At 72.2% G+C, this 23,193-nt stretch carries 19 protein-coding genes, 1 pseudogene and 1 riboswitch; of the genes and pseudogenes, 10 read left to right on the plus strand and 10 right to left on the minus strand.

The window, feature by feature from the left end; genetic code table 11:
- Window positions 1–16 precede the first annotated feature (16 nt).
- The 3 genes from P696_RS0113435 to P696_RS0113445 all read right to left on the minus strand — a co-directional run bounded on the left by P696_RS0113435 (window position 17) and on the right by P696_RS0113445 (window position 3,538).
- Window positions 17–589 carry a hypothetical protein gene (locus P696_RS0113435; RefSeq protein WP_026412759.1) on the minus strand — a complete coding sequence of 191 codons (573 nt, stop codon included), beginning with the start codon at window positions 587–589 and terminating at the stop codon, window positions 17–19.
- Window positions 586–1,794, minus strand: coding sequence for a TRAFAC clade GTPase domain-containing protein (locus P696_RS0113440; RefSeq protein ID WP_026412760.1), 1,209 nt, complete (start codon window positions 1,792–1,794; stop codon window positions 586–588). Before P696_RS0113440 ends, P696_RS0113435 begins: the two co-directional genes overlap by 4 nt.
- 130 nt (window positions 1,795–1,924) lie before the next feature.
- The gene (locus P696_RS0113445) at window positions 1,925–3,538 is read right to left on the minus strand and encodes a hypothetical protein (protein ID WP_026412761.1); all 1,614 of its coding nucleotides are present in this window, start codon (window positions 3,536–3,538) and stop codon (window positions 1,925–1,927) included.
- A 113-nt stretch (window positions 3,539–3,651) separates the two neighbouring features.
- On the opposite strand from P696_RS0113445, the gene purS reads away from it, so the two are divergent.
- From purS to purL, 4 genes are all read left to right on the plus strand, one after another.
- Window positions 3,652–3,894 (plus strand): phosphoribosylformylglycinamidine synthase subunit PurS, encoded by a 243-nt coding sequence (gene purS, locus P696_RS0113450; protein ID WP_026412762.1) that lies wholly within the window; start codon window positions 3,652–3,654, stop codon window positions 3,892–3,894.
- Between the two features lie 365 nt (window positions 3,895–4,259).
- Window positions 4,260–4,892, plus strand: a complete 633-nt coding sequence (locus P696_RS54360; RefSeq protein ID WP_157429675.1) for an ATP-binding protein — start codon at window positions 4,260–4,262, stop codon at window positions 4,890–4,892.
- A 119-nt stretch (window positions 4,893–5,011) separates the two neighbouring features.
- The gene (gene purQ, locus P696_RS0113460) at window positions 5,012–5,692 is read left to right on the plus strand and encodes a phosphoribosylformylglycinamidine synthase subunit PurQ (protein WP_026412764.1); all 681 of its coding nucleotides are present in this window, start codon (window positions 5,012–5,014) and stop codon (window positions 5,690–5,692) included.
- A gap of 1,166 nt (window positions 5,693–6,858) precedes the next feature.
- Window positions 6,859–9,048 carry a phosphoribosylformylglycinamidine synthase subunit PurL gene (gene purL, locus P696_RS0113465; protein ID WP_245627661.1) on the plus strand — a complete coding sequence of 730 codons (2,190 nt, stop codon included), beginning with the start codon at window positions 6,859–6,861 and terminating at the stop codon, window positions 9,046–9,048.
- A 202-nt stretch (window positions 9,049–9,250) separates the two neighbouring features.
- Here the strand turns inward: purL and P696_RS0113470 are convergent, their stop codons facing one another.
- The 5 genes and pseudogenes from P696_RS0113470 to P696_RS59265 form a co-directional block, all read right to left on the minus strand.
- Window positions 9,251–9,883, minus strand: coding sequence for a LysE family translocator (locus P696_RS0113470; protein WP_026412766.1), 633 nt, complete (start codon window positions 9,881–9,883; stop codon window positions 9,251–9,253).
- Between the two features lie 72 nt (window positions 9,884–9,955).
- Window positions 9,956–10,930, minus strand: a complete 975-nt coding sequence (locus tag P696_RS0113475; protein ID WP_051467470.1) for a coiled-coil domain-containing protein — start codon at window positions 10,928–10,930, stop codon at window positions 9,956–9,958.
- A 6-nt stretch (window positions 10,931–10,936) separates the two neighbouring features.
- A riboswitch (cyclic di-AMP (ydaO/yuaA leader) is annotated at window positions 10,937–11,105 on the minus strand.
- A gap of 254 nt (window positions 11,106–11,359) precedes the next feature.
- Window positions 11,360–12,535, minus strand: a complete 1,176-nt coding sequence (locus tag P696_RS0113480) for a S8 family peptidase (RefSeq protein WP_026412768.1) — start codon at window positions 12,533–12,535, stop codon at window positions 11,360–11,362.
- 153 nt (window positions 12,536–12,688) lie between these two features.
- Entirely contained in the window at window positions 12,689–13,144 is a 456-nt protein-coding gene (locus P696_RS58060) for a hypothetical protein (RefSeq protein WP_051467472.1), read from the minus strand.
- A 1,929-nt stretch (window positions 13,145–15,073) separates the two neighbouring features.
- Window positions 15,074–15,808: pseudogene (locus tag P696_RS59265) on the minus strand (serine/threonine-protein kinase); the annotation flags it as partial.
- A 168-nt stretch (window positions 15,809–15,976) separates the two neighbouring features.
- Here P696_RS59265 and P696_RS0113495 point away from each other — a divergent pair.
- Both P696_RS0113495 and P696_RS0113500 read left to right on the plus strand, forming a co-directional pair.
- Window positions 15,977–16,417, plus strand: a complete 441-nt coding sequence (locus P696_RS0113495) for a sterol carrier family protein (RefSeq protein WP_026412769.1) — start codon at window positions 15,977–15,979, stop codon at window positions 16,415–16,417.
- Between the two features lie 300 nt (window positions 16,418–16,717).
- Complete coding sequence (locus P696_RS0113500) at window positions 16,718–17,353, plus strand: LamG domain-containing protein (RefSeq protein ID WP_157429676.1); 636 nt, start codon at window positions 16,718–16,720, stop codon at window positions 17,351–17,353.
- 79 nt (window positions 17,354–17,432) lie between these two features.
- On the opposite strand, the gene P696_RS0113505 is transcribed toward P696_RS0113500, so the two are convergent.
- Window positions 17,433–17,804, minus strand: coding sequence for a DUF4190 domain-containing protein (locus P696_RS0113505; protein WP_026412771.1), 372 nt, complete (start codon window positions 17,802–17,804; stop codon window positions 17,433–17,435).
- A 139-nt stretch (window positions 17,805–17,943) separates the two neighbouring features.
- Between P696_RS0113505 and purF the strand changes: the two genes are divergently transcribed.
- Together purF and purM are read left to right on the plus strand one after the other, a co-directional pair.
- Window positions 17,944–19,401, plus strand: a complete 1,458-nt coding sequence (gene purF, locus P696_RS0113510) for an amidophosphoribosyltransferase (protein WP_026412772.1) — start codon at window positions 17,944–17,946, stop codon at window positions 19,399–19,401.
- Window positions 19,402–19,509: 108 nt separating this feature from the next.
- Complete coding sequence (purM, locus tag P696_RS0113515; RefSeq protein WP_026412773.1) at window positions 19,510–20,544, plus strand: phosphoribosylformylglycinamidine cyclo-ligase; 1,035 nt, start codon at window positions 19,510–19,512, stop codon at window positions 20,542–20,544.
- Here the strand turns inward: purM and P696_RS52405 are convergent.
- Window positions 20,535–21,365 (minus strand): nucleotidyl cyclase domain-containing protein, encoded by an 831-nt coding sequence (locus tag P696_RS52405; protein WP_157429677.1) that lies wholly within the window; start codon window positions 21,363–21,365, stop codon window positions 20,535–20,537. The genes purM and P696_RS52405 overlap by 10 nt on opposite strands.
- A 505-nt stretch (window positions 21,366–21,870) precedes the next feature.
- On the opposite strand from P696_RS52405, the gene P696_RS0113525 reads away from it, so the two are divergent.
- Both P696_RS0113525 and P696_RS0113530 read left to right on the plus strand, forming a co-directional pair.
- Window positions 21,871–22,179 (plus strand): hypothetical protein, encoded by a 309-nt coding sequence (locus P696_RS0113525; protein ID WP_026412774.1) that lies wholly within the window; start codon window positions 21,871–21,873, stop codon window positions 22,177–22,179.
- Between the two features lie 103 nt (window positions 22,180–22,282).
- Complete coding sequence (locus P696_RS0113530) at window positions 22,283–22,987, plus strand: SanA/YdcF family protein (RefSeq protein ID WP_245627644.1); 705 nt, start codon at window positions 22,283–22,285, stop codon at window positions 22,985–22,987.
- Window positions 22,988–23,193 lie beyond the last annotated feature (206 nt).

The following is a 23,193-nucleotide window of genomic DNA, read 5'->3' on the forward strand; positions in this document are numbered from 1 at the left end:
CTCCGTCTTCTCGGTGTCAGGGCTTGGGGGTGCCTTGGAGGGTTAGGAGGAGGATGGTTGTTGGTTCTGGGTAGGGCTGGGCGGAGGGCCTGAACCAGCGGGATGGGAGGAACCACGGGGTGTCGGGTTCGGCGGGGGCGGTTTCGTGGTCGAAGCGGGTTGCGTGCAGGGGGAGCGGCTCGGACGGGGCGGGCGCGGGGTAGCGGCGTTCGTCGCTTAGGAACTGCAGGTAGGCGCGGCGCGTCGTGTCCGCCAGGGCGGCTTGGGCGTCCGGGGCCAGGGTGCAGGGGTTGGTGACGCCGGAGACCAGGAGGCCCTCGGAGACGAGGACGGGTCTTGAGCCGCGGTCGCGGACTTGGCGGCCGTGCCGGTCGAGGGCCGGGGACGTTCGGGACAGGAGCGTCCAGTCGCCGGGGAGCCAGGAGATTCGGGCGACGCGGGTCGTGCCGTCGGGCGTGCCGCCCTGGACGGCCTCCATGGCGCGTCCGATCTGCTCGGCCTCGATGACCGGATGCGGCATGAGCAGCGGCGAGATGCCGGTGTGGACGCCGCGGGCGACCAGGACGGGCCAGCCGGTGCCGCCGGTCACTCGGGCTCCATGGTTCGGGCGAGGTCGTCCAGGTCCTCCAGGGTGAGTTCGGACTCCGGGTAGGCCTGCTCGAACGCCTCCAGGCGCAGCGCCATGTGCTGGACGGCGGCCTGCACGGCGAGCTGGACGTTGTTCGGGAGGCCGCGGACGACCTCGTTCCGGACGTCCTGCGGGTCCGGACGCCTGCCGAAGCGGGACATCAGGCCGTCCACCAGGGACTTCAGCAGGATGCGCTCGACGTAGGACTCCAGTTCCTTGCCCTCGGTGACCCGCTCGGCGGTCACGTCGCCCGCGGCCCTGCCGACCGTGGGGAACACCTCGCCCGCGCGCTTGTGCCAGCGGCGCAGCACCCGTTTGAAGCCGCTCCGTCCGCCCGCGCCGAGTTCGTCCATGTAGGTGGCGTAGAAGTCGGGGAGCAGGGACAGCAGCGGGACGTCCACGTTCAGCTGGCGGACGCGGCCGCCGGTCTTGAACATCCGCAGGTAGCCGTCCTCGGACTGCTCGGGGCGGACGAAGTCGCGGCCGAGGGAGCTGACCGGGACGAGGCGCATCGTGGCGGTCGGGCTGGCGGACCGGAGCCTGCTGCCGACCACCCCGGCCAGGTCGTCGCTGGCCTTGAGCAGCTCGCCCTTGACGAAGCCGAGCCCGATCCGGCGCCGCTCGAACAGGTCCCACTTGGTGATCATGAAGTGGACGGGCGCGCGGGCCGTGGTCTCGCGGACCGCGCCGAGCACCATCTTCAGGTCCTCGTGCAGGTAGCGGCGTCCGAGCTCCTGGCGTTCGAGGAGGGAGAGGACCTTGGCGCCGTCGAGCGCGACGAGCACGCCGTGCGCCTCCCGCAGGTGCCGTTCGAAACGCTCCTGCTTCTCGTCCATCCACTCGGTGGTGATCCGCTCGCCCGAGTAGTCGACGTACCGGACGCGGAACAGGTCGGCGAGGGTCTGGTCGAGCCCGCGCGCGACGACGGTGAACGGGACCTCCTGGTAGACCTTGCGGTCGGTGCCGGGATCCCAGTCGATGTCGGGGTTCACGATCCGCGCGTAGGTCCGGACGAGGCTGGACCGCGTCCCCATCGGCGCCCGGACGAACACCCGGTGGTGCGCGTCGTCCACGGCCCTCGTGCCCAGCATCTCGTGCATGGCGGCCATGAAGACCGTCTTGCCGGAGTCCGGCTCGCCGAGCGTCACCACGTTGAAATCCCGCATCAGGCCGCTCCCCAGGGACGAACGAACGGATCACCGCCCGTGACGACACGCACGATTGGGGTGGATGGTGCCGAACGGAGTTCCCGTCTGTCCGAGGTTGTCCGAATCCGGTCACGCCGGGGGACGGGCGTCACTCGCGGGAGAGGGCGCGGGTGATGCCGGCGGCGGCGGTGAAGCCGAGGACGAGGCCGAGCATCGAGATCGTGTAGGCGATCCACTGGTCGACGCCCTTCGGGGCGTACTGCGTGGTCAGGCCGACGTTCCCGATCGGGAGGATGAGGTCGACGGTGTACCAGAACGAGTTGAAGTGCGGCTTCTGGCCGGTGTCCAGGGCGTGCGGGTGCCGGAAGTGGAAGTAGGCCGACCCGAAGATGATCAGCCCGATCAGCCAGGACGCGGCGCGGAACGGCAGGTAGCCGTAGCCGACCAGGGCCTCCTGGAGCAGGCCGATCGCCTTGCGCGCCGGTCCCTGGGAGGCGCGGCGGTCGCGGGACTTGGCGAGCAGGACCGAGCGTCCGTCGGCGTCGAGGCCGAGCGTCCGGTAGGCGGCGGCGAGGCGCTCGTAGGGCTGCGGGGCGTACCCGTCGCTGTCGCGGTGCAGCCAGTTCAGGCGCTGCCGCGCGTTGAGGGCGGGGTCGAGGTTGTCGTACTGGAAGCCGTCCAGCTGGAGGCGTTCGGGCCAGGTCCGCGGGTCGTCGCGGAACAGGCTGATCTTGGCGTAGGAGAAGTCGACGGTGCCGTGGATGGGCTCGGTCGGGCGCAGCAGCACCTCCTCGGCCTGGAGGCGCTGGAGGCTGAGCGCCGTCCCCTCCTTCACGCCGAGGCGCGCGCCGCGCAGGCTGAGCTGGCCGGTGATGCGGGCTCCGGCGAACGAGACCGTCCCGTCCGCGGCGAAGCCGTCCGAGCAGTACACGTCGGTCTCGACGCCGAGGTCGTCGGCGTTCAGGGCCGTTCCGGCGGGGTGGGACAGCTCGGCGCCGACGAACGACAGGTAGCCGCCGACGCGCGCGCCGCGCATCCGCAGCTCGCCCTGCGCGGAGAAGCCGCCGTCGCAGAACACGTTCGCCGCGACGTCCAGCCGGGACGCGTAGAGCGCGACGCCGCCCGGGTTGTGCAGCCGCGCCTCCCGGAAGATCAGCTGGCCGCCGACCCGCGCGCCCGGCAGCCGCACCTCGCCCTGCGCGGTGAACCCCCGGTCGCAGTAGACGTTGGCGTCCACCAGCATCCGGTCGGCGAGCAGCGCGTCGCCCTGCGGGTTGGTCAGGTACACCCCGGACATGTTGAGGATGCCGCTGATGTGCGCCCCGTCCAGCCACAGCCCGCCGTGGACGCGGCTGCCCTCCAGCCACAGGTGCCCGTCGATCCGCGTCCCGGACGCGACCAGCCCCGGCAGGCGGCAGCGCATCAGGTGGACGCTGTTCATCTGCGCCCAGTACAGGTGCGGCGCCTCGTCGAACACGCATCCGGTCAGTGCCAGCGGGACCGACACGTGCGCGTGCCCGAGGTTCAGCGAACCGGTGATCCGCGCGCCCGACAGCCGCACCCCCGGCACCTGACCCGGGGACGGCTCGACCGCCCCGAGCAGCAGCGCCACCAGCACCTCCGCCCGGACGGTCCGGTCCGGGCCCCAGTGCGCGACCTGGTCGCTGACCGTCGGGTCGCCGCCGCTCAGGTCCACCGCCTCACCGCGCGGGAACGCCTCCCACAGCTTGAGCTCCGCCGGGGACAAGTCCTCGATGTTCATGGGCGCTCCTGGGGCAGGGGGCGGTCAGGGGGCGGGGCTTGCGGCATGTGCCCTGCCATGGTGCCGTACGCTTCACTTTCGTAGGTAGGCGCAGATCAATGAGGGGGGCGGTCGTGGCGCGCGTCGTCGTCGACGTCATGCTGAAGCCGGAAATCCTGGACCCGCAGGGCCAGGCGATCGCCCGCAAGCTCCCGCAACTGGGCTTCGAGGGCGTGGCGGCCGTCCGCCAGGGCAAGCGGTTCGAGCTGGAACTGGACGGCCCGGCCGACGAGGCCGCGCTGGACGAGGTCCGCAAGATCGCCGAGACCATGCTGGCGAACCCGGTCATCGAGACCTTCGAGGTCCACGCGCTCTGACGCGCGTCCGCAGGACCTGGAGTCTCTGAACGGCGGCCGGACGGGCCCGACGCGTCCGTCCGGCTCCGCCGGAAGCCGCGGAGGGCCCGGCCGGAGCGGTTCACCCGGACGGTGGCCTGCGAGGGGTCGGTCACTGCCGGAGCGGGGTCGGACGAGAATGTGGCGCGTTCCACAAACGTCCGACGCCGATTAGTCGATCAGACTTTTCCTTCGTCTCACGCTTACGTCACGTAAAGACCTGACACCCTGGCGATTACGGTGCTTTTCGCCAGGGAAGCCTTACATGAGTTGAGACGTTGTCAGCGAGCGCGCTCCGGGCCGAGTCCGCGCACGGCCCGGGGGACGGACCGAGGTGCCCGGTGGACATGAAGTTCTCCCTCGCGTTGCCCCGCGAAGCCCTGAGCATCCCCGTCGTCAGACGGGTCGTCGGCGACGCGCTGCGTGGGCTCGGCGTCTCCGAGGACTGCGTGTCCGACATCCTCGTCGCGACGTCCGAAGCCTGCACCAACGTCGTCCAGCACGCCCGCAACAGCACCGACTACGAGGTGGCCGGGCACGTCGCGGGCGGGGTCTGCCTGCTGCGGATCCTCGACTGGGGACGCGGCTCCCGGCAGGCCCCCGAGCCGTCCGCGGGCGGCGGAGCCTCCTCCGAGGCGTCCAGTTCCTTCGGTTCCTCCAGCCTCTTCGACGGCGCCGGACGGCGCGACGAGAACGGCCCGTTCGAGGGCCCCGGGCCGTTCGGCGAACCGGGTCCGTTCGACGCTTCCGGGCCCTTTGACGCGCCCGCGCCGTTCGACGCGTCGGGCGGTCCGTTCGACCCCGGAACTTTGCGTGAGTCAGGACGCGGACTTAGGATCATGCGGGCCCTGGTCGACGAATTGAGCATCGAATCCGCTCCCGACCGGGGGACCGTCGTCCAGATGCACAAGCGGCTGACCTGGCGAGACGAGGCGCTGATCCGACGACTGGAGCACCGCCTCGCACGCAGCGCCGGGTAGATTGGGACACGCGCGGGGGGATTGTGACGCGCGCGCGGGAGCGAACGGCGGCGAAGAGCTGCAGCCCAGGGCTGGAACCGCCCGTCCCGGCCGCCCTCATTTCGGAGGAATGACAAGAGATGGACGCTGCCCGGGTTGGGGTCATCACCTTCCCAGGTTCTCTCGACGACCGTGACGCCGCTCGGGCCGTGCGGCTCGCGGGAGCCGAACCGGTCGCACTGTGGCACGCCGACCACGACCTCCAGGGGGTCGACGCGGTGGTGCTGCCGGGAGGATTCTCCTACGGGGACTACCTGCGCGCGGGCGCCATCGCCCGGTTCGCGCCGATCATGACCGAACTGGTCGGGGCCGCGCGTGCGGGCCTGCCGGTGCTCGGCATCTGCAACGGCTTCCAGGTGCTGTGCGAGTCGCACCTGCTGCCGGGCGCGCTGCTGCCCAACGCCGGTCTGCACTTCGTCTGCCGCGACCAGCGGCTCCGCGTGGACAACGCCGACACCGCCTGGACCTCGGAGTACCGCTCCGGCCAGGAGGTCGTGATCCCGATCAAGAACGCGGACGGGCGGTACGTCGCCGACGACGACACGATCACCGAGCTGGAGTCCTCCGGCCGGATCGTGGCGCGTTACCTCGACGTCAACCCGAACGGCTCGCAGAACGACATCGCGGGCATCACCAACGAGGCGGGCAACGTGGTCGGCCTCATGCCGCACCCCGAACACGCCGTGGAGTCCCTCACCGGGCCGTCCGCCGACGGCCTCGGTTTCTTCACCTCGATCGTCAAGAGACTGGTCAACGCATGAGCGAGCAGCGCCCCGACAAGTCCGGCGCGAGCCACGACGAGGCGACCCTCGAGTGGTTCGCCGACCTCAAGGACGACTCCGACGACCCCGAGCTCCAGCCCGTCGACCCGTCGGTGACGCAGGCGTTCAAGGCGGTTGTGGACGAGGCCGACGCCGCGCCGCAGACCGGCCCGATCCCGGGCGTCCCGAGCGACGAGCAGGCCCCCGGCCTGCCCGTCGGGGTGCCCGCCGAGCAGGCCGTCCGCCAGGTCGGCGTCCCGGACGAGCCCTCGGACGACACCCCGCTGCCCCCGCCCCCCGCCACCCCGGACCCCGACCTCGTCCGCGCGATGCTGGACGAGGCCGCCGACGTGCCCGTCCCCGGTCTGGACGAGCCGCCCGCCGCCGCTTCGCACGGCGCGTCCGGGCCTCGGTCCGCCGCGTCCGGGCCGGGCGCGGCGGGGCACGCCGACTCCGGCTCGCAGGCCGCGTCCCCGCGGGTCTCCCCCGTCCCCGGCGCGAGCCCGCAGGCAGTGATCTTCCCGGACCCGCAGGCCGCCGCGCAGTTCGTCACGGCCGCCGCCGGGAACACCGGTGGCCAGGCCGTCCCGCAGCAGCCGACCTTCGGCTCCGGTCTCGACTCGGGCGCGCAGGCCCTCGGCCAGGGCTTCGGCCCGCAGGACGTTCCGGCGCCCGCCCCGGGCTCCAACACCGGCCCGCTGCCCGCCACCGCGCTGGACGCGTCGCCGCTGACCGGCGGCCTGGGCTCCGGCCCGCAGCCGGGCTTCGGCCCCGGCGCGCCCCTCGCCGCGTCCGGCACCGGCCCGCAGCCCGCGATCGGCTCGAACACCGGCCCGCAGGCCGCCGTCGGTCCGAACACGGGCCCGCAGCACTTCATCGGCTCCAACACCGGGCCGCAGCCTGCGATCGGTTCCAACACCGGCCCGCAGCCCGCCGTCGGCTCGAACACGGGCCCGCAGCCCGCTGTCTCGGACGACCCGTCCGCCAGCCCGACCGCCGCGCTCGTCGCGATGGCGCAGGGCCAGGCCCACCAGGGCCCGGGGCAGCCGGAGGCGCCGAAGGCCGCGCCCGCGCCGGTCCGCCGGTTCGAGCCCGAGCAGGGCACCGACACCGTCGAGATCGCGGTCCGGACGCCGGACAAGCCGCAGCCGTGGGCCGAGCTCGGCATGGCCGAGGACGAGTACCGGCGCGTCCGGGACATCCTCGGCCGCCGCCCGACCTCCGCCGAGCTGGCGATCTACTCGGTGATGTGGTCGGAGCACTGCTCCTACAAGTCGTCCAAGGTGCACCTGCGCCAGTTCGGCGAGAAGGCCCCGCAGACCGACGCGCTGCTCGTCGGCATGGGCGAGAACGCCGGTGTCGTCGACGTCGGCCAGGGCTGGGCGGTGACCTTCAAGGTCGAGTCGCACAACCACCCGTCCTACGTCGAGCCGTACCAGGGCGCCGCGACCGGCGTCGGCGGCATCGTCCGCGACATCATGTCGATGGGCGCGCGTCCCGTCGCCGTCATGGACGCCCTGCGGTTCGGCCCGGCCGACGCCCCCGACACCCACCGCGTCCTGCCGGGCGTGGTCGCGGGAGTCGGCGGCTACGGCAACTCGCTCGGCCTGCCCAACATCGGCGGCGAGACCGTCTTCGACGCCTGCTACGCCGCGAACCCGCTGGTCAACGCGCTCTGCGTGGGCGTGATGAAGCACGAGGACATCAAGCTCGCCGCGGCCCCCGGCCCCGGCAACCAGGTGATCCTCTTCGGTGCCATGACCGGCCCGGACGGCATCGGCGGCGCGTCCGTGCTCGCCTCGGCGAGCTTCGACGACGCGTCCCAGGCCAAGCGGCCGAGCGTGCAGGTCGGCGACCCCTTCATGGAGAAGCTGCTGATCGAGTGCTGCCTGGAGCTGTTCCGGGCGGACCTGGTCGTCGGCATCCAGGACCTCGGCGCCGCGGGCGTGTCCTGCGCGACGACCGAGCTCGCCGCCGCCGGAACCGGCGGCATGACCGTCGACCTGGACGCCGTCCCGCTGCGCGACCAGAGCCTGCGCGCCGAAGAGATCCTCATGTCGGAGTCGCAGGAGCGGATGATGGCGGTCGTCGAGCCCGCCAAGGTCGACGCCTTCCTCGCGATCTGCGCCAAGTACGAGATCCCCGCCACGGTCATCGGCGAGGTCACCGACACCGGACGCCTCGTCATGACCTGGCGCGGCGAGACGATCGTGGACATCCCGCCGGTCACCGCCGCCGACGAGGGCCCGGTCTACGAGCGGCCGATCGCGCCGCCCGCCGACCTCGCCGCGATCCAGTCGGACACGCCGGGCCGTCTGACCCGGCCGTCCAACGGCGACGAGATCCGCCGGACGGTGCTGTGGCTCGCCGGGTCCCCGAACCTGGCCAGCAAGACCTGGGTGACCTCGCAGTACGACCGGTACGTGCTCGGGAACACGGTCCTGGCGATGCCGGAGGACGCGGGCGTCGTCCGCATCGACGACGCGTCCGGGCTCGGCATCGCGCTGTCGCTGGACGGCAACGGCCGCTACACCCGGCTCGACCCGTACGCGGGCGCGCAGCTCGCGCTGTCCGAGGCGTACCGGAACGTGGCCGCGACGGGCGCCCGCCCGCTCGCGGTGACCAACTGCCTGAACTTCGGCTCTCCGGAGGACCCGGGCGTCATGTGGCAGTTCGCGCAGGCCGTCACGGGCCTCGCGGACGGCTGCCGCTACCTCGGCACCCCGGTCACCGGCGGGAACGTCTCGTTCTACAACCAGACCGGCGACCAGGCGATCAACCCGACCCCGGTAATCGGCGTCCTCGGCGTCCACGACGACGTCCGCCGCCGGGTGAACATGGCGTTCGTCACCGAGGGCGCGACGCTCGCCCTGCTCGGCGAGACCCGCGAGGAGTTCGGCGGGTCCGAATGGGCGCACGTCGTCTACGGCCACCTGGGCGGTCTCCCGCCGAAGGTGGACCTGGCCGCCGAGGCCGCCCTGGCGTCCGTGCTGGTCGCCGCCGCCCGCGACGGCCTGCTCGTCGCGGCGCACGACCTGTCGGACGGCGGCCTGTCCCAGGCGCTCGTCGAGTCCTGCCTGCGCGGCGGCCTCGGCGCGCAGATCACGCTGCACGGCGACCCGTTCGTCCAGCTGTTCAGCGAGTCGGTCGCGCGGGCCGTCGTGGCGATCCGTCCGGGCGCGGAGGCCCGCGTCGCCGCGCTGTGCGAGCAGGCGGGCGTCCCGGTGAGCCAGCTCGGCATCGTCGGCGGCGACGCGCTCACCGTCAACGGCGGCGACCAGCAGGAGGTCTTCTCGATCTCCCTGGCCGACCTCCGCGAGGCCCACGAGCGCACCCTGCCCAGCTACGCGAGTTGATTGAATTTCCGGCTCCGCGCCCTCGCCTGGCGGCTCGGGCGCGGCCCGGCAATTCGTGCGAGCGCGGCATCGCTTCGCGATCAACCGCGCGGGGGCTCGCCTTCGGCGTTGCCCCCGCACGGTTGGTAGCGCGCTCGCGGTGGTTGCGGTCGTCGCATATGCAGAAGCCCCGGACCCATGGTCCGGGGCTTCTCTTTTTGGCTTATTCGCCGAAGGCCAGGCGGAGGCCGAAGGCGGCGATGACGCCGCCGGTGATGCGGTCCATGACCTTGCGGGCGGACGGCTTGGAGAGCCAGGAGCGCAGCGCGTGCGCGAACGTGACGAGCACCGCCGACCAGACGATCCCGAACGCGACGTGGATGCTCGCCAGCGCCATTCCGAACGCGAAGTGCGGGACGTCCGCCGGGATGAACTGCGGCAGCAGCGCCATGTAGAGCGCGCCGACCTTCGGGTTGAGCAGGTTGGTGAACGCGCCGCGCCGCCAGCCGTCCCGCAGCCGGTCGGGCTCGGGCTCCTCCTCGGCGGCCAGAGCCCCCGGAACGCGCCGCCAGCTCGTCCAGAGCATGCGCAGGCCCATCCACAGCAGGTAGGCCGCGCCGACCCAGCGCAACGTCGTGTAGGCGACGTGGGAGGCGGTGAGGAGGGCCGTGATGCCGAGCGACGCGAACGCGCCCCAGACGAGCGTCCCGGTCTGGATGCCGAGGACGACGCCCCAGGCGCGGCGGCGCTGGCCGAGCGCGGCGGTCCGGAGGATCAGCGCGGTGTCGAGGCCGGGCGTGAGCGTCATCAGCCCGGCGACCACGGCGAAAGACCACAGAGCAGTAGAAATTGCCACGAACGGCGAGCCTATCGGCCGCAACCGGACATGTCTCCCCCCGGGGCAGTGGTGTGACCGGGGGGATCCGTCCTAGAAGACGGAAATGTGGACGTGGTCGAAGTGGTTCGCGGTGATGCCGCCGCGGTTGCTCATGCCACGCCAGCCGGGGCTGCGCATGTCGTAGATCCGCTGCCGCCAGATGATGTACTTGATCCCCAGCTCGGACGCGTGGGAGATGGCGTACTGGGCGACCTCGTTGCCGTTGGCGACGCGGGCGGAGGTGGGCATGGACCCGCCGGACGACTCCATGAAGTCGCACGCGGTGCCGGTGGCGTGGTCCTGCGCGTCCGCGCCGCCGCGGTAGCAGCCGATCGTCGGGAACGGGCCGAACTCGGTGTCGATGACCTGCTTGACGTGCATCATGCGCGGGGTCACGCCGCCCATGCCGACGCTCGGCGACTCGGGCTTGTACTTCTTGACCAGCTTCTTGATCTGGGCCTTGCGGGACCTCAGGTCCGTCAGGTTCTTCTGCAGATCGGTGATCTTCGCCTGCGCCTGCTGCCGCGCCTTCTCCTGGTCGGCGACCAGCTTGGTGATCTGCTGGACGCGCGCCGACTGGTTCTGCGCGACATGGCTGGCCAGGCTCATCGTGTTCAGCAGCTCGGACGGGTCGCCCGCCGCGACGACGGTGATGCCCGGGTCCTGCCCGCCGCTCATGTACTGGTTCGCGGCGAGCCGCGCGACCAGCGTCCGCGACGCCTCGAGCTGCCCGCGCAGGTCGTCGGCCTTCTTGATGGCCTGCTTGGCCGCCCACTGGGCGTCCTTCAGCTGCGCCAGGTCGCCGCCGTACTCCTTGTCGAGCTGGTTGATCTGCTTGTTCAGCTTGTCCATCCGGTCGCTGTCGCCGGGGGCGGCGCCCGCCGGGACGGTGCCGGACAGCATCGGCAGGACGACCGCGAACGCGGCGGCGGCGAGGGCCGCACGCCGTCCGCGGCGTCCCTTCCGGGCCCGGGGGGCGGACGGGGCGAAGCGGCGCTCGCGGCGGGTGGAGGTGGGGCGCTCCACGTCCTCTCCTCTCCTCTGGTCGGCCTACCGGGTTAGCTGACGGGTTCGGGCGCGGGAGTCCGCCCTATCGCGGCGCCCTGCGGCGCCGGCGAATTCACCCCGGCCGGACGGGGCGTCCGGCGGTGGTTCCCCGGCTCCCGGGACGAGGACGTCCGGGACTCGGCACGTCCGGCCAGACTGCCGCGTCAATTACGGACAGTCACCGACCGGACACCAACAAACTGCAAGGAACTGGGTGTTGCCTCGCCAAAGATTAGACCCCTGGGACTGCTGGGACGACCCCGGGCGGGCAACGTGACACGCGGATCCGCGAGATGAGCGATGACCCGGCCCCGTGGAACGGGACCGGGCCATGATGACCGTGCGTGAGCGCGTCACGTCGTACGGCGGGTCACGCCGGACGGCGCCGCGTCCACGGCGATCCGCGCCTTACAGCGAGCCCTTGTAGACCAGCCGGTTGCCCGTGCCGCTCCCCAGGTTCTTCAGGACGTTCTTGGTGGAGTTGTCGTACAGCCACTTCTGAACGGTCGGGAAGGTCGCCTTCGGGTGGGTCTGCAGGTAGAGCGCCGCGACACCGGCGACGTACGGCGACGCCATCGACGTGCCGCTCTCGACCTGCGTGCCGCCGCCCGGCCACGTGGAGGTGATGCCATAGCCGGGGGCCATGATGTCCACGCACTTGCCGTAGTTGGAGAAGCCCGCGCGGTTGTCGTGCGAGGTCGTCGCGCCGACGGCCTCGACCCAGCCCGCGCCCGACGGCGAGAACTTGCAGGCGTCCTTGTTGTCGTTGCCCGCGGCGACGGTCACGAAGACCCCCGACTTGGACAGGTTCGCGACGGCGGTGTCGAGCGCCGACGACTTTCCGCCGCCGATCGACATGTTCGCCACCGCGGGCTTGGCGGCGTGGGTGCGCAGCCAGTTCACGGCCGCGACCACGTCGGACACCGGCGCGCTGCCGTTCTGGTCCAGGATCCGGACCGCGCGCAGCTGCACGCCCTTGGCCGCGCCGTACCTGGCGGAGCCGAGGATGCCCGCGACGTGCGTGCCGTGGCCGTTGTAGTCCCAGCCGTTGCCCTTGAAGCGCGGCGCGGCCCACGCGACCTTGGCGCGCCCGCCGAACTGCGAGTGGGTCCAGGCGATGCCGCTGTCGATGACGTACGCGGTGACGCCCTTGCCGGTCGCCTTGTAGGAGTAGGACTTCGACAGCGGCATCTTCCGCTGGTCGATCCGGTCCAGGCCCCACGGGAGCGGGGACCTCTGGGTGGTGGTCGCGTGCACGAGCTGGTCCTGCTCGATCGCCGCGACGCGCTTGTCGTGACGCAGCTTGTCCAGCTGCTGGGTGTTGAGGCGGGCGACGAACCCGTTGAGGGCGTCGCCGAAGCCCTGGGCGGAGGACGCGCCGACCTGCCCCGCCGCGGTGGCGGGGGAGGTGCCGGCCTTGAGCGTGACGATGTACTGCCCCGCGATGGGCGAGCCCTCGGCGGCGGTCACCTGGACAGCCTTGGGCGTGGAATCGGCGGAGGCCAGCGCGGGGATCGCCGCCGCCGCGCCCACAGAGGACGCGATCGCGCCGGCCAGCAGCAGCCTTCGGGAGACGGGCCGCAAGAGAGCTCCTTCTGCCGCGAGTCGGATGAGCCGCGGCCAAGATCGAGGTCACCGAACCCCGGAACCCTAATGCACCTTCCACCTCAGGGGCCTCATAAAGGACATATCAATCAGGTGAACATCAACTCCCCTGAGTGATCTTGAGCAGGTCACTCAGCCCTTGGTGAGGCCGGCCCGGTAGGCGAGGGCCGTCCCCGGCTTGGACCAGTCGTACTTCAGCGACCCGTCCGGCTGACGGCTGATCTTCACGTCCCCGCTCGTGCACGGACGGCTGACCGACAGCGCCAGCTGGAGCTCCGATCCGGTGCCCTTCGTCAGGTTCAGCGTCCCGGTGCACCCCTCCCTCGGATACACCGCCGTCCCCGTCTTCGCCCCCGCCTGCAACGTGACCTGCAGCGGGAACGTCTCACCGCGCTGCGAGTTCACGGCCGTCCCCTTCCAGGTCCCGGCGAACGCGTCGGGAATCGTGCTCACCGGCTTCTTGTCCGTTGCGCCGTGCTGCCCGGAACCACCGCCATCGTCCCCACGCAGCTGCGGCCAGAGCACCAGCGCGATGATCGCGACCCCCACCAGGACCCCGATGGCCAGCGACACCCCGACCCCGACCACATGGTTCCCCGGCCGCCGCCACCGAGGCGTGGCAGCCCGAAGCCCCGGCAACGACAGAACAGCCGTCTCCGACCCCTTGTCCACCCGCAACCCAGGAATCAAAGGCTCCCCCACCGGCAAGCCCACCCCAGCCCCACCAGCACCCGGCCCACCCGCTCCCGCGCCCGGCGCGCCTACTCCTGGCCCGCTCGCGCCAGCCACGTCCGCACCAGCCATGCCCGCACCCGGCAGGCCCGTGCTAGGCAGACCCGCACCCGGCTGACCCGCGCCCGGCACACCTGCTCCGGGCACACCCGCTGCCCCTGCTCCGGGCAGTCCGGTGGTCCCCGGCATGCTCGTTCCAGCCGCAGCATCATTGGGCAGGCCCGTGCCGGGGCCGACACCACCGGCGAGAGGTGCCCCAGGCACGCCCCCATCTGGGGCGAGCGCTCCAGATGCTCCTCCGCCTGGGACGAGCGCTCCAGACGAGGCCGCTCCACCCGAACCCGCCGATGGACCCGTCACCGGAAGGTCCCGCGCGGTGGCACGGCTGCTCTGCCACCCCCCGTCAGGACGAGGTGTACTGGGCACCGGCGGCCCGCCGGCGGCAGGCTGCGCCGTTCCGCCCGGAGCGCCGAGCCGCATGTCGAGCACAGTGCCAGCAAGGCCGTCATCGTCCGCCGAGGCCCGGCTTGCCCCAGGAACAGAGTTCACATCGAGGACGGTGCTGGGCCCGTCGTCCGAGGTCCCACTTCCCGCGCCCTGGCCTGTGCCAAAGTCCGCAGGAGGCGCGAAGGGCTTGGGCAGGTCGAGCATCGTGCTCGGCCCATCGTCACCCGCCGCCCCCGACTCCGAAGGCCGCGTACCTGGCAAGGACGCCGCAACCCCGTCAAGCGAAGCGCCCGAGCCTCCGCCCTGGGCGGACGCCGAGCCCGCAAACCCTCCACCAGCAGAACCGCCACCCAGCGCGGCCGACGAAGCATGCCCAGACGCCGCCGCGCCCCCGCTCCCCCCTGAGCCGCCACCAGACGCCGGCGTCCAGGCCCCCGAATCCAACGCCGAAACCCCACCCGCCGCCCCCACACCCGCCGCGCCAGCCGTGCCTCCACCCGACACCCCTGCGGCAGCTCCGCCCAGCGCACCCGGCATGCCTGCGCCCGCCCTGCCCAGCGCACCCGCCGTGCCTGTGCCTGGCATCCCTGCGGCAGCTCCGCCCGGCATGCCTGCGCCCGGCATGCCTGCGCCCGGCATGCCTGCGCCCGGCATGCCTGCGCCTGGCATGCCTGCGCCCGGCGTGCCCGCCGCGCTTCCTGGCGTACCCGCCGAAACTCCGCCTGGCGCGCTCACGCCCGCCGTGCCTGCGCCTGCCGTGCCCGGCGCACCCGCCGTGCTCGTGCCTGGCGTCCCTGCGGCAGTTCCGTCCAGCATGCCCGGCGTGCTTCCGCCTGGCATGCCTGCGCCAGGTGTGCGGGGTGCGCCTGGCGCGCTCACGCCTGCCGTGCCCGTGCCCGTGCTTGTGCCTGCCGTGCCTGCGCCCGGCGTGCCCGTCGGGCCTGTGCCTGGCATACCCGCTGTTCCTCCGCCCGGCGTCCATGTGGCAGCCCCACCTGGCGTGCCTGGGCCTGGCGTGCTTCCGCCCGGCATGCCGGGCGTGCTGGTGCCTGGTGTGCCCGGTGTGACTGCGTCTGGTGTTTCTGTTGCAGGTTCGGCCGGTGTGCTTGCTGTACTTGGGCCCGGCGTGCTTGGCGTGGGTGGTGTGGTGGTTCCGGGGGTGCTGGAGCTCAGGGACGCGGCGGGGCCGGACGTGGATTCCGGGGCGCCTGTGGCGAGGGCCTCGGCTTCGGCGCGGAGGGGGGCGGGCATGCGGGGGGCGAGAGGGCCGTCCAGCATGCGGCGCAGCAGGTCGGCGGCCGTGGGGCGTTCGGACGGGGACTTGTCCAGCGCGTCCGCGACCACGTCGCGGACGGACTCGGGCAGGGCGTCGGTCACCGGGTCGTCGTAGACGATGCGCTGCATGATCTCGGCGGGGGAGCCGTCCCCGAACGGGAGCTCGCCGGTCGCCGCGAACAGCAGGGTCGTCGCCCAGGCGAACACGTCGGCGGCCGGGCCGATGCCGTGCCCGCTGAGCTGCTCGGGGGCCAGGAAGGACGGGCCGTCCTCGGCCCGGGCCGCCGGGGCCGCGTTCACGGCCTCCAGGGCCGTGAACACGCCGAGGTCGGTCACGCGCGGCCCCACCTGCGCGAGCAGGACGTTCGCCGGCTTCAGATCGTGGTGGACGGCCCCCGCGCGATGTGCGGCGGCCAGCGACACGGCGAGACCAACGGCGAGGCGTTCGACCACGACCTGCCCGCGCGGTCCCTCGGCCGCGACCAACTCGGCCAGCGACGGCCCGTCCACGAGATCGGACACCACGTAAGGACGGTCACCCTCGACGTCCGCGGCGAGGAGCTCGGCGGTGCAGAACCCGGTGACACGGCGGGCGTCGGTGAACGCGTCGACGAACCGGGCGCGCACCTCGGGCTCCCCGCTCAGCCGCACATGCAGCAGCTTCACCGCGACGGACCGTCCGGAAGCGTCGCGGCCGACGAAGACCGCGCCCTGCTCGCCGACACCGATCCGGCCGGTGATCGGGAAGTCGCCGAGTCGTTCCGGGTCGCCGGGCTGCAGGGGCAGAGCCTCCGCCATCTACGCACCCTCCGTGTTCTGCCATCGGGGGCGAAATCCCCCGTACTTCCGCGAAACCTGATTCGTCCCCCGCGTCGGCACCGCTCCCTTTCTACCGGTTGGCGACCGATGACGCGGCTGAGTCGCCCGCACCCGGCCCGTGCGGGGTTTCGGATAGCGTCGGCGGTCATGGCGCGCAAACCTCTCACCCGTGAGCTGCTCGACGAGCAGCGTGCCGTGCTCGGCCTGCCCGGCTACACCGGCCCGGACGAGGCGCCCGCGTTGCGCCGCGCAGCGCTCGACACACTGCTCGCCGCCCGGTCGGCGGGAATCGAGCCCGCCCGGCCGATCGTGACCGGGGCCGTCCGGTTGCTGCTCGACCGGCTCGCCGAACTCGCCCCCGGACGGTCGGTCGAGATCCGCGTCCCCCCGCATGCCGCCGTCCAGGCGATCGAGGGCACGCGGCACACCCGCGGCACCCCGCCCAACGTGGTCGAGATGGACGCCGACACCTGGATCGCCCTCGCCCTGGGAGACCTGACCTGGGACGACGCCGTCCGCGACCGGCGCGTCAAGGCCAGCGGGTCACGCGCCGACCTCTCCGCCCAACTCCCCCTCCCGCCGACCTAGACCCAGCCCCCCATCGACCCAGGCCAGCCCCCGCCGACCTAGACCAGCGCCCCCAGCGGCTTGGCCAGCAACTCCCCTTCCAGTGACTTCGACCAGCAAATCCCCCTCCCCACGACGCAGGTGAGCAACTCCCCTCCCACCTACCTCAACGAGTGACGCCGTCGAAACGTTGGGGTCGGATCGTTGGGTCTTGCCCGCGGCGCGGGTCGCTGCGACGGTGGAGGGCACCGATCACGCCCGGACGCGAGGCTTCGACGCCGCGCCCGGACGCCCTGCCCCGACGCCGTGGAGGTGGGCGCCGTGCTCGTCGCGCGCTGGAGTTTCGAGGTCGAGGACATCAACGGACGCCGGGTGGCCGACGCCACGGGCGGCGGCGGTCCCGCGATGACCCTGGACGAGGGGGTCCGGATCGTCCCCGGACGCGACGGCGAGGCACTCGCCTTCGACGGGACGGGGAGTCGCGCGACCGTTCCCGCCGTCCCGGAACTGGCCCTCAGCCAGGTCTTCGGCTTCACCGTCGCGTTCCACGCCTGCGTCACCGAGGGCCCGACGGGGGAGTGGCGCGCGCTCCTCTTCAAACGGGTCGCGGACGCCGACGCCCGCGCCCTCGGCGTGTGGCTGCACCCGGACGCCGACCGCCTCCGCGTCCAGCTCTTCACGATCAAGGGCCCGGAGTACATGGACAGCCACGCACGCCTGACCGCCGGGACGTGGTCTCATCTGGCGTTCGTCGTCCACGCCCAGGGCATGGCCCTCTACCTCGACGGCAAGCTGGACGTGGCCGTCCCGCTGGAACATCCCGTGGTGACACCGGGCGGCACGCTGTCCCTGGGCGCGGAACCCGGCAAGCCCGGCATCTCAGGACTCATGGCCGACGTCCGCGTCTACTCCGCGGCCCTGGACGAGCACACCATCCGAACCCTGGCCGCCGAGTGATCGACACAACACGACACGAGACGGACATCACGCTTGCCCGCCCCCACACCCACCCTGTAGGCGATCTCACAAATCACCCTCAGGGGGCGTGCGACTCCTCGGCGAACGGGAACGTGCGATCGATGCACTGCCGACGCGCGAAGTCGTCCGGATAGCGGTGGGTATCGGCGCATTCCGCAGCCTTGCTGAGCAGCCAGATGATCGACACCGTCCCGACCGCGAGTGTCACCGCCGAGCAGACGATCCCCGCGATCGCCAGACCCCGTCCCGTCCCCCGCGACAGCGCGATGACGCCCAGAACCAGGCCGATCAGAGCGGCCGGGAGACCGGCCCCGCACAGCAGCAGACCGGGCAGTCCGGCCAGCCCGAGCGCCAGGGACGCCGTCGCGAGCCCACGCCGCTCCGGCACGCCCCGCGGCGGCGTCCGCGTCTGGTATCCCGGCATGGTCATCGGCTCGGCCCCCTGAATCCCCTGAAGTCGCCTCCCCACACTCGCGCGCCCGGCCCTCCGGCCAGGGGACGGGCGGGTAAAGGTCGATTAAGGACTCCACCGAACGGAGCAGAACGGACGGGCCTTTAGACTGGCCGGCGTGCCTCTCGGTGATGGACGACTGAGCCATGACATCGACCCCTCCGACCGCCCGCCGCAGGACGCCTGCGGTGTGTTCGGCGTCTGGGTCCCACAGGACCAGGCCGCCAGGGCGGAGGTCAGCAAACTCACCTACTACGGCCTGTACGCGCTCCAACACCGCGGACAGGAGTCGGCGGGCATCGCGGTCAGCGACGGCTCGCGGATCGTGGTGTTCAAGGACATGGGCCTGGTCGCCCAGGTCTTCGACGAGTCCGTCCTGAACACCCTGCGCGGACACATCGCGGTCGGACACTGCCGGTACTCCACCACCGGCTCGCCGACCTGGGAGAACGCCCAGCCCACCTTCCGTTCCACCGGGCACGGCGGGCTGGCTCTCACGCACAACGGCAACCTGATCAACACCCCCGAGCTGGCCGCCCGGCTGGACGGGGACGTGCTCACCGCCACCTCCGACACCGAGGTGCTCACCGCGCTGCTGGCGACCCGCGAGGGCGGCCCGATGGCGGCGGCGCGCGAGATCCTCCCGGCCACCCGGGGCGCGTACTCGCTGGTCTTCATGGACGAGCACACCCTGTACGCCGCCCGCGACCCGGAGGGCATCCGCCCGCTGGTCCTGGGCGCCATGGAGGGGAACGGCGGCTGGGTCGTGGCGTCCGAGACGGCCGCGCTCGACATCGTCGGCGCCCGTTTCGTCCGCGAGATCGAGCCGGGCGAGATGATCGCGATCGACGCGGACGGCGTCCGCACGGAGCGGTTCGCCGAGGCCAACCCCAAGGGCTGCCTGTTCGAGTACGTCTACCTGGCCCGTCCCGACACCACGATCGCCGGACGGTCCGTCCAGGCGACGCGGGTCGAGGTCGGCCGCCGCCTCGCCGCCGAGCACCCGGTCGAGGCCGACATGGTCATCCCGACGCCCGAGTCCGGCACCCCCGCCGCGATCGGCTACGCCGAGGCGTCCGGCATCCCCTACGGCCAGGGCCTGGTCAAGAACTCCTACGTCGGCCGGACGTTCATCCAGCCGTCCCAGACGATCCGGCAGCTCGGCATCCGGCTGAAGCTGAACCCGCTCCGCGAGGCCATCGAGGGCAAGCGCCTGGTCGTCGTGGACGACTCGATCGTGCGCGGCAACACCCAGCGGCAGGTCGTGGCGCTGCTGCGCGACGCCGGCGCCGCCGAGGTCCACGTCCGGATCTCCAGCCCGCCGGTCTCCTGGCCCTGCTTCTACGGCATCGACTTCGCCACCCGCGCCGAGCTGATCGCCGGGAACCTCGACGTCGAGGGCATCCGCGACTCCATCGGCGCCGACTCCCTCGGCTTCATCTCGCTGGATGAGCTGATCGCCGCCTCCCAGATCCAGAAGGACCGGCTCTGCCGGGCCTGCTTCGACGGCGTCTACCCGGTCCCGGTCGAGGAGGCCGCCCGAGGCAAGCACCTGCTGGAACCGACCCGCACCTGACGGCCGCGGGGACACAAGGACAGCCCGCAGATCCCTGCGGGCGGTGGAGGAGGCTCGCGTGAGGGCGGGCCGAGGAGACGACCCGCCGCGCGGCGGGCCGGGGGGATCATGAGCACCTCGTACGAGGCGGCCGGAGTCGACATCGCGGCGGGCGAGCGCGCCGTGGAGCTGATGAAGGCGCGCGTGGCCCGGTCGCGCCGTCCGGAGGTCGTGGACGACGCGAGCGGTTTCGCGGGCCTGTTCGACGCCTCGGCGTTCCTGAAGTACCGCCGCCCGCTGCTGGCGACCTCGACCGACGGCGTCGGCACCAAGGTCGACCTGGCGCGCCGCCTGGGGATCTACGACACGATCGGGCACGACCTGGTCGGGATGGTCCTGGACGACCTGGCGGTCTGCGGCGCCGAGCCGCTGTTCATGACCGACTACATCGCCTGCGGCAAGGTCGTCCCGGAGCGGATCGCCGACATCGTGGGCGGCATCGCCGAGGGCTGCGCGCTCGCCGGAGCGGCCCTGGTCGGCGGCGAGACCGCCGAGCACCCGGGTCTCCTGGGCGAGGACGAGTTCGACGTCGCGGGCGCCGGCACCGGCGTCGTCGAGGCGGGCGAACTGCTCGGCCCGGACCGTGTCCGCCCCGGCGACGCGGTGATCGCGATGGCCTCGTCCGGCATCCACTCCAACGGATACTCGCTGGTCAGGCACATCCTCGCGCACAGCGACCTGACGCTGGACTCCCGTCCGGACGAGCTCGGCCGCAGCCTCGGCGAGGAGCTGCTGACCCCCACCCGCATCTACGCCCGGGACATGCTCGCCCTGATCGACGGGACGGACGGCGGCGTCCACGCGTTCGCCCACATCACCGGCGGCGGCCTGGCGAACAACCTGGCCCGTTCCCTCCCCGGAACCGTCGACGCCGTCCTGCGCCGCGACTCCTGGACGGTCCCGCCGCTCTTCGAGATCCTCCGCGCCCACGGCGACGTCCCGCAGTCCGAGATGGACAAGACCTTCAACCTCGGCGTCGGCATGGTCGCGATCGTCGCCGCCGACGCCGCCGACGCCGCGATCCGGCTCCTCAACGACCGCGGCGTTCCGTCCTGGCTCCTCGGTGAGACCACCCCCGGCACCGGGACGTGCGACTACGCCTGATCGGGGGTAGCCGCCGGGTCAGGGAAACATCCTCCCGGGGAGAGCCAGATCCATCCCCGGGCCGTCGTCTCCTTGCAGCTGACCTCGACCTGCCGGTACAGCTCGGGGAACAGGACACCGCGGCTGGACAGCACCTCGTCGTACAGCAGGTCCGACGCGATCATGCTGAGCTCCGCCCCGGACCCGGCGGCCGCCTCGCGGAACCGGGGCGCGTCCACCAGCCGGAACAGATGGTTCACGGCGCGTCCGACCACGCCGTGGTCGTCCTTCTCCACATGCCCTGAATGGACCGCCATCCGGACCCTCATGCGGGCCGGGTCGCTGGCGAACCGGTTGCCCCGCCGGAGCATCGCCTGGAGGTGGTGCGCGAGCGGGTCCAGCAGGAGGTGCGGCGGCGCGTCCGGCGGAACGACGATGAGGGCCCCGTCGCCCCGGTCCTCCCGATAGCAGGCGTCCCAGGGCAGCAGCGTCATGGTGAACGCCTCCCGCAGGTCTTCGTACAGGCGGTGCCGCAGGTGCCGCCGGATCTCCTCGTCCCGGCGCGCGTCGGTGAACGCGACGATGTCGCCGGCGACCATCGTGGTGTAGACGCGGGGCGCCGCCGCGTGGAACGGCCCGCCAGTCGGGTTCGCAGCGGACGACCCGTCCCAGACCGGACGAGGCGCGACGGGAGTGGGGACGAGGTGCGGGGCGGGCGCGGGCGGCGGAAACAGGGTCCTCGAGGCCGAGTCCAGCGCCGCCTCGGGAGCCGGCATCGGAGTCGACGCCCGAGCGGAGACCTGCGGCGGACCGGCCTTCCGGTCGACGGGCTGCATGCTCATGTTCGTCACGACGCCTTTCTCGCTCGGGAACATGATCTCCCCCCGAATGCAATTGTGCCCCCGTTCGGTAATGGCTTCTGATTTCGGCTGATTGCCGTGAAGGAATCTGTCGTCAGGAGAACGGCGGGGTCGCCGATTGGCTGGTCCCACGCGGAGACGTGGCGTTCGGCCCGCCCGCGTCCTGCTTGCTGTCCACAGGACACCTGGCAGAGTGGCGGCGACCACGCGATCCCTCGGGAAGCCTGTGAGCACAGTGCTTCCGGATGCCGGAGAGGCTCCCTCTCCCGCCGGAGAAGCACTCCGACCGCACATCGCGACAACGTCGAACGCCGCCACGCATTCGGCTGTCATCAATTCGAAAGTCGTCAGAAAGGAACGACGCAGGTTGCCACTTGGCAGACCGCCGGGTCGCTGTTTTACTCGAACCAGGAGAGGGGCGGGAGGACGGGGGCCGCGACGCGCTCCGGTGCTTCCACGGCCACCGGCCACCGAGCGAGGGGTGGGAATGCCGAACGCTTCGGGACAGGGACCGGGACCGGTCGTCCAGCGCGCGATCCTGACCAGCGAGGCCGTCGGCGGCGCCATGCTCACCACCCTGGACCGCGACGCCCGCGCGTCCGACCACCGGGCCGCCTTCGAGAGGCTCCGGGGCCTCGCGCTTCCGGCCGAGCGGACGCCCGCCTACATCGAGGAGATCATCGCGGCCATCGAGGCGGACGCCGACCCCCGCCCCGCCCCGGCCAGGGACCTGCTCCCAGGACGCCGAGGGGACCGAGGGGCACCCCGCACACGGGCCGCCGGGGGCAGGCCATGAGAGCCGCCTCCGGCCGCGCCGCCGTCCGGTGCCGGGAAAGGCGAACTTTGCCGATCTTTCGGGCGTCCAACCCGGTGTGACCGGCATTGGGAAGACTGTGCGGGTGGGTCGGCGGGTTCTGGCGGAGGTGAGGGCCCGGCTGCGGTATCGGGCCGGGCCGCTGCTGGTCCTGGGCGGTCTGGGGCTGTTCGCGGTCCTGCTGCCCACCGGGTGGGCGTACGCCGACACGGCCCGCTACCGGCACACCCCGGCGGACGTGCCGGAGACACCGGTGGCCCTGGTGCTCGGTGCCGGGATCGCCAACGGGCAGCCCTCGCCGCTGCTCGCGCGGCGTCTCGATCTCGCGGTCGACCTGTACCGGCGGGGCAAGGTGAAGGTGCTGCTGGTCTCCGGCGACAACCGGGTCAAGGACTATGACGAGCCCACGACCATGCGCGACTATCTCGTGCGCGCGGGGGTGCCCAAGAACCAGATCGTGCGCGACTTCGCCGGGCTGGACACGTGGGATTCGTGCGTCCGCGCCAAGAAGATCTTCGGAGTGCGGCGGGCGACCGTCGTGACGCAGCTGTTCCACCTGCCGCGCGCCGTCGCGCTGTGCCGGGCGGCCGGGATCGAGGCGTACGGCGTCGGCGACCAGAGCATGGGCGGCGGACGCACCGACGCGACGATCAACGGGTACCTGCGGGAGCCGCTCGCGACGATCAAGGCCGTCGGCAGCATGACGCTGAAGCCCGGCCCCAGGATCGGCGGGGAGGCCGAGCCCGGCGTGTACGCCGCCCTCGCCCCGCCGCCGTCGTCCGGCCACTGAAAATGTGACGCTTGTCGCTCCCGGACGACCCGCTCAGCGAGCCGTCCGCTCACCAGAACGGCCTGTCAGCGCGTCGTCTTCTCACCAGAACGGCCCGCCCCGCGAGCCGTCCGCTCGCCGAACGAGCCGCTGAGAGGAAGCCCTGCTCCGGAAAGCCCGTCCCCAGGACGGCCCTTCGCCAGGACGGACCGCCCAGCGGACCTGTC

It is taken from the genome of Actinomadura oligospora ATCC 43269 (genome assembly GCF_000518265.1).
Lineage (GTDB): Bacteria > Actinomycetota > Actinomycetes > Streptosporangiales > Streptosporangiaceae > Spirillospora > Spirillospora oligospora.

Coding starts and splice junctions, on each gene's coding strand:
- P696_RS0113440 (WP_026412760.1), bottom strand. CDS start 1,794: ATGCGGGATTTCAACGTGGTGACGCTCGGCGAGCCGGACTCCGGCAAG.
- P696_RS0113445 (WP_026412761.1), bottom strand. CDS start 3,538: ATGAACATCGAGGACTTGTCCCCGGCGGAGCTCAAGCTGTGGGAGGCG.
- P696_RS54360 (WP_157429675.1), top strand. CDS start 4,260: ATGAAGTTCTCCCTCGCGTTGCCCCGCGAAGCCCTGAGCATCCCCGTC.
- purQ (WP_026412764.1), top strand. CDS start 5,012: ATGGACGCTGCCCGGGTTGGGGTCATCACCTTCCCAGGTTCTCTCGAC.
- purL (WP_245627661.1), top strand. CDS start 6,859: ATGGCCGAGGACGAGTACCGGCGCGTCCGGGACATCCTCGGCCGCCGC.
- P696_RS0113495 (WP_026412769.1), top strand. CDS start 15,977: ATGGCGCGCAAACCTCTCACCCGTGAGCTGCTCGACGAGCAGCGTGCC.
- P696_RS0113505 (WP_026412771.1), bottom strand. CDS start 17,804: ATGACCATGCCGGGATACCAGACGCGGACGCCGCCGCGGGGCGTGCCG.
- purM (WP_026412773.1), top strand. CDS start 19,510: ATGAGCACCTCGTACGAGGCGGCCGGAGTCGACATCGCGGCGGGCGAG.
- P696_RS52405 (WP_157429677.1), bottom strand. CDS start 21,365: ATGAGCATGCAGCCCGTCGACCGGAAGGCCGGTCCGCCGCAGGTCTCC.
- P696_RS0113525 (WP_026412774.1), top strand. CDS start 21,871: ATGCCGAACGCTTCGGGACAGGGACCGGGACCGGTCGTCCAGCGCGCG.